We start from the raw sequence: 9,044 nt of genomic DNA, 5'->3' as shown, positions 1-9,044 counted from the left end.
GTTCAGTCCTGTCGCAGTTCGTGGGTACGCCGGGCCGCCTCGGTCACGAGGTGCCGAACTTCTTGTCGATCAGCGCGAAGATCTCGTCGTCGGTCGCGTCGTCCAGCTCGTCGCCGAGGGCGGCGGGGACGTCCGCGGCCTGGTGCCAGGCCGTGCCCAGGTCCTTGAGCCGGGTGCCGATCCGGGCCCGGGCCTGTTCGTCGGGGGCCAGGTCGGTCAGCTCGTCCGGGCCGAGCGCGGCGAGCGCCGCCTCCAGCCGGTCCAGTTCGTCCAAAAGGGACACCGGGCCGGGGCCCTGTGCCGGCATCAGCTCGGCCCGCAGGTGCGCGGCCAGGGCCCGCGGGGTCGGGTGGTCGAACACGAGCGTCGCGGGCAGGGACAGCCCGGTCGCCGCGTCGAGCCGGTTGCGCAGCTCCACTGCGGACAGTGAGGTGAAGCCGAGTTCTTTGAAGGGCCTGGCGGGTTCGATCGCGCCGGTGTGCCCGAGCACCAGCCCGGCGGTCTCGCGAACGAGGTCCTCCAGCAGCCGGGTGCGTTCGGCGTCCGGCACGGCGGCCAGCCGCTCGGCGAACCCGCGTTCGTCCACTGTGGATACGTTCGGTTGCGGCGCGAGGTCGGCCAGCAACGGGCTGGGCCGCGACGCGGTGAACCCGGGCGCGAACACCGGCCAGTCGACGTCCGCGACGGCGACGAGCGCGGACGGCTCGGCGACCCCCAGCGCGGTGACGGCGACCCGGGGATCCATGGCGGCGAACCCGGCACGGCCGAGCCGGTCGCCGACCGCGCCGGCGGCCATGCCGTCACCGGCCCACGCACCCCAGGCGATCGACGTAGCGGGCAGGCCGTTCGCGCGGCGCTGCTCGGCGAGTGCGTCGAGGTAAGCGTTCGCCGCGGCGTAGGACGCCTGGCCGGCGTTGCCGACTGTCCCGGCGAACGCGCTGAACAGCACGAAAGCGCTCAGGCCGCCGGTCAGCTCGTGCAGGTTCGCGGCCGCGGTCGCCTTCGCCGCCAGGACGTCGGTGAAACGGTCGGCGGTCAGGGCGTCGAGGACGCCGTCGTCGAGCACGCCGGCGGTGTGCACCACGGCGCCGACGGGGTGATCGGCGAGGAACGCGGCCAGCTGCGCGCGGTCCCCGGCGTCGCACGCGGCGATGGTGACGTCGGCGCCGAGCGCGGTCAGCTCGGTTTCGAGGGCGGCCGCGCCGGGGGCGGCGGGGCCACGGCGGCTGATCAGCAGGAGGCGTTCGGTGCCCCGGCCGGCCAGGTACCGGGAGACGGCCGAGCCGAGCGCGCCGGTGCCGCCGGTGATCAGCACCGGACCGGCGGCGGCCCAGTCGACGTCGCCGCGTCCCGGGCGGGCCGGGGTCAGGCGGCGGGCGAACAGGCCGTTCGCCCTCAGCGCGAGCTGGTCTTCGCCGGTGCTGCCGGTCAGGACGCCGGTGAGCCGGGCGGCTGCTCGGTCGTCGAAGTGCTCGGGCAGGTCGATCAGGCCGCCCCAGCGGCGTGGGTGTTCGAGGGCGGCGGTGCGGCCGAGGCCCCACAGCATGGCCTGATCGGGTCGGCCCACGCGGTCGGCCGGGTGGGTGGCGACCGCGCCGCGGGTGGCGACCCACAGCGGGGCGTCGATGCCCGCGTCGCCGAGTGACTGCAGGAGGGTCGTGGTCACCTGCGGGCCGAGGCCGCCCAGGGCGAGCACGCCGTCGACGTCGTCGAGCGAGGCCAGGCGGATGGTCAGGGTTTCGCGGTCGGTGTCGTCGGTTTCGAGGATGGTGACCGCTGCGGCCTTGGTGAGTGCGTCGATGGCCGGGTCGTTCGCTTCTCCCGGCGGGACTACGACGAGCCATGAGGCGAGGTTGCCTGGGGCCGGGTCGTCCGTTGGCCGCCAGGTGATGGCGTAGCGCCAGGTGTCCACCGTGGACGTCTTGACGGGCTGTCGTGCGGCGGTTTCGAGCCAGAACCGCTCGCCTTGGAACGGGTAGGTGGGCAGGTCCCGTAGCGCGCGTTTTCCTCCGAAGACTACGGTCCAGTCCGGCTCCACGCCGGCGACGAACAGCGTTGCCAGGGCGGTCCGCAGTGCGAACGGTTCTTCGCGGTCACGGCGTTGTGTGGCGACGAACACCGCGGGTTCGGTCACGCAGTCCTGGGCCGTGCTGGTGAGCACGCCGTCCGGGCCCAGCTCGACGTAGGTGTCCACTCCGGAGGCTTCCAGCGCGCGGACGCCGTCGAGGAACCTGACGGCCTCGCGGACGTGGCGGACCCAGTAGTCGGCGTTGAACTCGGTGATCGGCTCGCCGGTGACGTTTGAGACTATCGGTATAACCGTCTTACCGTATGACAGAGACTCCGCTATACCGCGGAACTCCTCCAGCATGGGGTCCATGAGGGGTGAATGGAACGCGTGGCTCACGGTGAGCTGCTTGGTCTTACGGTCCGCGAAGTGCTCCGCCACGGCTTTTACCGCAGCCTCGTCGCCGGAGATGACCGTCGAGTCCGGGCCGTTCAGCGCGGCGATGGTCACACGGTCAGACAGATATACCGAAACCTCGTCCTCGGTCGCCTGGATCGCCAGCATCGCGCCACCGGACGGCAGTGCCTGCATGAGACGGCCACGCGCAGCGACCAGCGTCGCGGCGTCGGCCAGCGTCAGTGCGCCCGCGACGTGGGCCGCGGCCAGCTCGCCGATCGAGTGGCCGAGCAGCTGGTGGGGGGTGATGCCCCAGTGTTCGAGCAGGCGGAACTGGGCCACTTCCAGGGCGAACAGTGCAGCTTGGGTGTAGGCGGTCTGGTCGAGCAGCGCGGCGGCCTCGGCGGCTTCGGCGGCCTCGGAGCCGGCCTCGATGCTGGCAGTGACCTCGGTGCCGGGTTCGGCGAACATGACCTCCTTCAGCGGGCGGTCCAGGTGGGCGTCCAGGTGGGCGCAGACCTTGTCCAGGGCGTCGGCGAATACCGGGAACTCTCGGTACAGCTCGCGGCCCATTCCGGGGCGCTGGCTGCCCTGACCGGTGAACAGGAACGCGATCCGCCGCCCTTCGGAGGCCTCGCCGGTGGGGACGGATGGCGCGTCGGCGGCGACGGCGGTCAGGCCGGCCAGTAGCTCGGTTCGGTCGGCCGCGACCAGTGCTGCACGGTGGCGGTGTGCGGACCGGGAGGTGCTCAGGGCGTGACCCAGCTCGGCCGGGGTCAGGTCCGGCGATGCGGTGACGTGCGCGGCCAGCCGGGCGGACAGAGCCCGTAGGGCCGGCGCCGAACGGGCGGACAGGACGATGGGGCCGTCATCGAGGGGCTCTTCGACGGACTCGTCAGAAGGGGCCGCCTCCAGGACTACGTGCGCGTTCGTGCCGCCGATGCCGAATGATGAGACGCTGGCTCGGCGGGGGTGGTCGGTGTCGGGCCACGGGGTTGCCTCGGTGAGGAGCGCTACCGTGCCCTCGCTCCAGTCGACCTCGGGGGTTGGCTCGTCGATGTGCAGTGTCTTCGGCAGCACTCCGTGGTGCATCGCCAGGATCATTTTGATGACGCCGGCCACGCCCGCCGCGGACTGCGTGTGCCCGAGGTTGGACTTCACCGAGCCCAGCCACAGTGGCGCGTCCGTGCGGTCTCGGCCGTATGTTGCGATCAGGGCCTGTGCCTCGATCGGGTCGCCCAGTGAAGTGCCGGTGCCGTGCGCTTCGACGGCGTCCACATCGGACGGTGTCAAGCCGGCGTCGGCCAAGGCTTGGCGGATGACTCGTTGCTGTGACGGGCCGTTCGGGGCGGTGAGGCCGTTCGACGCGCCGTCGGAGTTCACCGCGCTGCCGCGCAACAGGGCGAGGACGCGGTGGCCGTTGCGTCGGGCGTCGGACAGCCGCTCCAGCAGGATCAGGCCGACGCCCTCGCCCCAGCCGGTGCCGTCCGCGCCGGCGGCGAAGGCCTTGCAGCGGCCGTCGGCGGACAGGCCGCGCTGGCGGGAGAACTCGACGAACGCGCCCGGCTTGGACATCACCGTCGCGCCGCCGGCCAGGGCCAGTGAGCACTCGCCGTTGCGCAGCGCCCGCGTCGCGAGGTGCAGCGCCACCAGCGACGCCGAGCATGCCGTGTCCACCGTGACCGCAGGGCCCTCGAGCCCGAAGGTGTAGGCGACGCGGCCGCAGACGACCGAGGCCGCGTTGCCGGTGAGCAGGTAGCCCTCGACGCCCTCAGGTGATTCGTGCAGGCCCGGTGCGTAGTCTTGGCCGTTGGTGCCGATGTACACACCGGTTTCGCTGCCCCGCAACGAATCCGGGTCGATTCCCGCGCGTTCGAACAGCTCCCACGACGTCTCCAGCAGCAGCCGTTGCTGCGGGTCCATCGCCAGCGCTTCGCGGGGTGAGATGCCGAAGAAGCCGGCGTCGAACTTGTCGGCGTCGTAGAGGAACCCGCCTTCGCGGGCGTAGCAGGTGCCCTTGTGGTCGGGGTCCGGGTCGTAGAGCGCGTCGAGGTCCCAGCCGCGGTTCGCCGGGAACGGCGCCATCGCGTCACGGCCCGCGGCCAGCAGCTCCCACAGGTCCTCGGGGCTGCCGACGCCGCCGGGGTAGCGGCAGGTCATCGCGACGACGGCGATCGGGTCGTCGGCCACGGCGTCAACGACCGCGCCGACCGGGGCGACATCGCGCTCCCCCGCCTCGCCGCCGAGCAGCGTGGCCAGGTCCAGCGGCGTGGGGTGGTCGAACGCGACGGTCGCGGGCAGCTTCAGCCCGGTCGCGGCGCTGAGCCGGTTGCGCAGCTCGACCGAGGTCAGCGAGTCGAAACCCAGCTCGCGGAACGCGCGGCGCGGTTCGATCGCGCTCGGGGAGCCGTGTCCGAGCACGCCCGCGACGTGGGCTCGCACCAGGTCGAGCAGGAACCGGTCGCGGTCGGTGCCGGTCAGCGCGGCCAGTTGCCCGGCGAACCCGGCAGGGGCCGGTGTGTCCGTTGTGGACGGTGTGAAGCCGCCGAGCAGCGGGCTCGGGCGGGACGCGGCGAACACCGGCACGAACCGGTCCCAGTCGACGTCCGCGACGACCGAGACGGTGTCGCCCTGTTCGATTGCCCGCGTGATGCCGGTGACGGCGAGTGCGGGGTCCATCGCGACCAGGCCGTCGCGACGGAGACGGTCGCCGCGCAGGGTGTCGTCGGCCAGGCCGCCGCCCGCCCAGTGACCCCAGCCGATCGCGGTGGCCGGGAGCCCGTCGGCCGCGCGCTGCTCGGCCAAGGCCTCCAGGAACGCGTTGGCGGCGGCGTAGTTGGCCTGGCCCGCGTTGCCGACCGTGCCCGCGAAGGAGGAGAACAGCACGAACGCGTCGAGGTCGCCGGTCAGCTCGTGCAGTGCGAGGGCCGCGTCGAGCTTGGGGCGCAGGACGTCGTCGAAGCGGTCGTCGGTCAGGGCGGAGATGACGCCGTCGTCGAGGACGCCGGCGGTGTGCACGACGGCCGTGAGGTCGAGACCGTCGAGCAGCGCGGCCAAGGCGTCGCGGTCCGCGACGTCGCACGCGGCGATCGTCACCTCGACCCCGAGCGCGGTCAGCTTCGCGCGCAGCTCTTCGGCGCCTGGTGCGGTCGCACCGCTGCGGCTGGTGAGGACGAGGTGCTCGGCGCCGTTCGCGGCGAGCCACTCGGCGACCTGGCCGCCGAGCGCGCCGGTGCCGCCGGTGACCAGCACGGTTCCGCGCGGCTGCCAGCCGTCGGCGGCCGGACGCGGCTGGGCCCGGACGAGCCGGCGGGCGAACACGCCGGAGTCGCGCACGGCGACCTGGTCTTCTCCGGTCCCGGCCAGGACCGCGGCGAGCCGGGCCGCGGCCCGGTCGTCGAGGGTCTCCGGCAGGTCGAGCAGGCCGCCCCAGCGGTCCGGCTGCTCCAGCGCGGCGACCCGGCCGAACCCCCAGGCCAAGGCCTGATCGGGGTGCCGGACGCGGTCGCCGCGGCCGGTGGTGACCGCGCCGGAAGTGATCGTCCACACGGGAGCGTCCAGTTCGGACTGCAGCAGCTTCGTCGTGGCGGCGAGCGATTCCCGGCCGTCGCCGGCCAGGGAGACGATCCCGGTCGGCGGTTCGTCCGTCAGCTCGCGGCGGACGTCGGCGCCGTGTGCGGCCAGGGCGTCGGCGACGCCGAGGTCGTCCTCCCCCAGTACCAGCCAGACGCCGGACAGCTTCACGCGCTCGACGTCGACCGGCTCCCAGGTGACGCGATATCGCCAGCCGTCCACAGTGGACGAGTCCAGGTGACGCCGTCGCCACGCGGCGAGCGCGGGCAGCACGTCGCGGAGGGTGTCCTCCGGCAGTTCGAGGTCGAGGTCCGCGCGGTCGACGGCGTCCCAGAACCCGCCGTCCGAGCCGCCCGCGGTGGGTGCGGGGGCGTCCAGCCAATAACGGTCACGCTTGAAAGCGTAGGTGGGCAGGTCGACGACCTGGCCGCCACCGAACACCTTCGCCCACTCCGGCGAGATGCCGCGGACGTGGGCGTCGGCCAGCGCGGTCAGGAACCGGCGGAGGCCGCCTTCGTCCCGGCGGAGGGTGCCCAGCGCGACGCCGAGATCGTCCACAGTGTCCTGAAGGCCGATCGTCAGCACCGGGTGCGGGCTGCATTCGACGAACACCGAGTGGCCGCGGGCGAGCAACGCGCGGGTGGCGTCCTCGAAGCGGACGGTGTTGCGAAGGTTGTCGTACCAGTAGCGGGCGCCGACGATCGTCGTGTCGATCGGCTCGCCGGTGACCGTGGAGTAGAACGGGATCTCGGACGTGCGGGGCTGGATCGGGCCGAGTACGTCGAGGAGTTCGGCTTCAAGGGACTCGACGTGCGCCGAGTGCGACGCGTAGTCCACCGGGACCCGCTTGGCGCGGATCTCGCGTTCCGCACAGCGATCCATCAGCTCGTCGAGGGCGTCCGCGTCACCGGAGACGACGGTCGAGCGCGGGCCGTTGACCGCCGCGACCGAGATCCGGTCGTCGATCAGCTCGGTGACTTCGGCGGGCGGCAGTGGGATCGAGACCATGCCACCGCGTCCGGCCAGCGCCAGGATGGCCTTGCTGCGGAGGGCGACCACGCGGGCACCGTCCTCGAGGGACAGCGCGCCGGCGACGACCGCGGCCGCGATCTCGCCCTGCGAGTGACCGACGACGGCCGACGGCTCGACGCCGTACGACCGCCACAGCGTCGCCAGGGAGACCATCACCGCCCACAGCACCGGCTGGACGACGTCGACCCGGTCGAACCCGGGCGCGCCTTCGACGCCACGCAGGACGTCCGTGAGCGACCAGTCCACTAAGGATGCAAGGGCGGCTTCACATGAGGCCATCCGGGCCGCGAAGACCGGCGACTCGTCGAGCAGCCCGACAGCCATGCCGGCCCACTGGGAGCCCTGGCCAGGGAAGACGAACACAGACTTCGCGCCGCCACGGGCCGCGCCGCGCACCGCGGCCGGGACGACGTCGCCGCGGCCCAGACCGGCCAGGACGTCGAGGGCCTCTTCGCGCGAGGCGGCCGCGAACGCGACCCGCTCCGGCAGCGCCGCGCGCGTCGTCGCCAGCGACCAGGCGAAATCGGGCAGGGCGAGGTCCGGGTCGGCTAGTCGTTCGGCGAGCCGGGCGGCCTGTTCGGTAAGCGCTTCCGCGGATCGGGCCGACAGGACGACCGGAACCACACCGGACACAGCGGACGGCAACGTCTCGGCAGCGGGCGCCTGCTCCAGCACCGCGTGCGCGTTGGTGCCGCTGACGCCGAAGGACGACACCGCGGCGCGGCGCGGCCGGTCGGCCTCGGGCCACGGCTGAGCCTCGGTGAGCAGTTCGACGGTCCCGGCGGACCAGTCGACGTGCGGGGTCGGCGCGTCGACGTGCAGGGTCCGCGGCAGTGCGCCGTGGCGCATCGCCATGACCATCTTGATCACGCCGCCGACCCCCGCGGCGGCCTGGCTGTGCCCGATGTTGGACTTCAGCGACCCGAGCCACAGCGGCGTCTCGCGGTCGCGGCCGTAGGTGGCGATCAGGGCCTGCGCCTCGATGGGGTCGCCTAGGGTCGTGCCGGTGCCGTGCGCTTCGACGGCGTCCACTTCGGATGGTGTGAGCCGCGCGTTGGCCAGCGCCTGCCGGATCACCCGCTGCTGCGCGGGCCCGCTCGGCGCGGTCAGGCCGTTGGACGCGCCGTCGGAGTTCACCGCGCTGCCGCGGACCACGGCGAGCACGCGGTGGCCGTTGCGCTGCGCGTCGGACAGCTTTTCCAGCACGAGCATGCCGGCGCCCTCGGCCCAGCCGGTGCCGTCCGCGGCGGCGGCGAACGGCTTGCAGCGGCCGTCGACCGAAAGCCCGCGCTGGCGCGAGAACTCGATGAACGTCGCGGTCGTCGACATCACGGCGACCCCGCCGGCGAGCGCGAGCGTGCACTCGCCGGACCGCAGTGCCTGCCCGGCGAGGTGCAGCGCGACCAGCGACGACGAACACGCCGTGTCGACGCTGACCGCGGGCCCTTCGAGGCCGAGGGTGAAGGCTACCCGGCCGGAGGCGACGCTGCCGGCGCTGCCGTTGCCGAGGTAGGCCTCGACGTCGGCGGGTGCGTGCGGCAGCCGGGAGCCGTAGTCGTGGTACATCACGCCGGCGAACACCCCGGCGCGGGTGCCGCGCACCGACTCCGGCGGGATGCCCGCGCGTTCCAGGGCTTCCCACGAGATCTCCAGCAGCAGGCGTTGCTGCGGGTCCATCGCCAGCGCCTCACGCGGCGAGATGCCGAAGAACTCGGCGTCGAACTCGTCGGCGTCGTGCAGGAAACCGCCTTCACGGGCGTAGAACGTGCCCGCGTGGTCGGGGTCCGGGTGGTAGAGCGCGCCGAGGTCCCAGCCGCGGCGCTCGGGGAACCCGGCGACCGCGTCCCGGCCCTCGTCGACCAGCTCCCACAGGTCCTCGGGCGAGCGGACGCCGCCGGGGTAGCGGCAGCTCATCCCGACGATGGCGATCGGTTCGGCGTCGCGCTCCCGCTCCTCGCGCAGCTCCCGCCGGACCTGCCGCAGGTCCGTGGTCACCCGCTTGAGATAGTCCCGCAGCTTGTCCTCAGTGGACATT

General features: G+C 73.0%; 1 pseudogene. It reads right to left on the bottom strand.

Going from position 1 to position 9,044, the window contains the following annotated elements:
• Positions 1–43 precede the first annotated feature (43 nt).
• Positions 44–9,043 (bottom strand): annotated as a pseudogene (locus OG439_RS04165) (type I polyketide synthase); the annotation flags it as partial.
• Position 9,044: the final 1 nt, after the last annotated feature.

The organism is Amycolatopsis sp. NBC_01307, assembly GCF_035975215.1.
Lineage (GTDB): Bacteria > Actinomycetota > Actinomycetes > Mycobacteriales > Pseudonocardiaceae > Amycolatopsis.
Note: the sequence above shows the minus strand (reverse complement) of the source record. Positions and strands in the feature narration are given on the sequence as shown.